At 69.6% G+C, this 1,300-nt stretch carries 2 protein-coding genes; both read left to right on the top strand.

Annotated elements, in window-relative coordinates:
- Window positions 1-555: hypothetical protein (locus tag ABD140_RS39670; RefSeq protein ID WP_344248193.1), on the top strand; the 555-nt coding region annotated here is incomplete at its 5' end.
- 21 nt (window positions 556-576) lie between these two features.
- Window positions 577-987, top strand: coding sequence for a hypothetical protein (locus ABD140_RS39665; RefSeq protein ID WP_344248191.1), 411 nt, complete (start codon window positions 577-579; stop codon window positions 985-987).
- The last annotated feature ends 313 nt before the right edge of the window (window positions 988-1,300 follow it).

Raw genomic sequence — 1,300 nt, 5'->3', positions numbered from 1 at the left:
CTCCATCTCGCTGCCCACCAGCGGCAAGATCGAGCGCGCCACCAGCTGATGGCCGACCCGCCCGTCGACGTCACCGTCTCCACCGACGGCCTGGACTCCCTGGTGCGCGCGATCCGCGCCGAAGAAGACGGCAAGGACCTGCGCAAGGAACTGGCCAAGAACCTGCGCGAGGCACTCAAGCCGGCCGCGGCCGCGGCCAAGTCGGGGATCCGCGCGATGCCCGCCGACGGCAGCGGCCGCGCCTCCCCCGCCCTGCGCCCCACCATCGCGGCCAAGATCCGGCCCGAGGTGAAGCTGGGCGGCCGGTGGACCGGCGCCCGCGTGAAGGCCTTCAAAACCCCCACGCTGCGCCGGTTCCCCAACGCTCCGAAGCGGACGCAGAAGGCCACCTGGCGCACGCGGACCTTCGGCCGGGACGAGTGGCGCGAGCAGAAGGGCAAGCCCGGCTGGTTCGACGACCCGATGCACGCCGACAAGGCCGCCTACATCCGTGCGGTGCACGAGGCGATGGAGGCCATGGCCGCCCGTCTGGCCTCCCGCACCCGATCCACCTGACCGAGAAGAAGAGGACCCCTGATGTATTTCGTGTACAAGCCCGAGGGCTCAAGCGAGTGGCAGAAGTGGAAGTTCGAGCCCGAGAAGCTGCTGAGCCCCGAGGCCGAGGCGATCGAGCGCAAGACCGGCCTGGACTTCGGCGAGTTCGTCCAGAAGGCCCGCTTCAACATGCGGTGCCGGCGGGCGCTGCTGTGGGTGCTGCTCAAGCGCGAGCACCCGCGGCTGACGTTCGAGGACGTCCAGATCTCCATGGAGCAGACCGATTTCCGGTTCACGCGGGCCGAGTACGACGAGATGCGCGCCAAGGCGCACGAGCAGTTCGACGGGGCCGAGCTGGACGCCTTCCTGGAGCAGCTGGACGCCGAGGCCGACGAGAAGGCCCTGGACGACGAGGACGAGGCCCCAAAAGCGCCCGCGAGCAGCGGCGGCTGAGCCAGCTGGGCAACGCCGCCCACCTCCTGGGCGTGCGGCCCTGGGAGTGGAAGCACGCCACCGTCCAGGAGACCGACCTGCTCCTGGGGTGGATCGAGCAGTACAGCAAGCAGATGGATGAGGCCGAGGCCGAGATGAGGAGAGGGTGACCCGTGGCCGAGACGTCGCTGGTGTTCAACCTGATCGCCAAGGACAAGGCGACGGCCGCCCTAGAGTCGATGAAGACGCGCTTCGCCGACGCCTCGGCGGCGATCGGCACCGGCGTGGCCGCCGCCCTGGGATATGGCATCACCCAGTCGCTGAACATGGGGGC

It is taken from the genome of Actinocorallia libanotica (assembly GCF_039525175.1).
Classification (GTDB): Bacteria; Actinomycetota; Actinomycetes; order Streptosporangiales; family Streptosporangiaceae; genus Actinocorallia; species Actinocorallia libanotica.
Note: the sequence above shows the minus strand (reverse complement) of the source record. Positions and strands in the feature narration are given on the sequence as shown.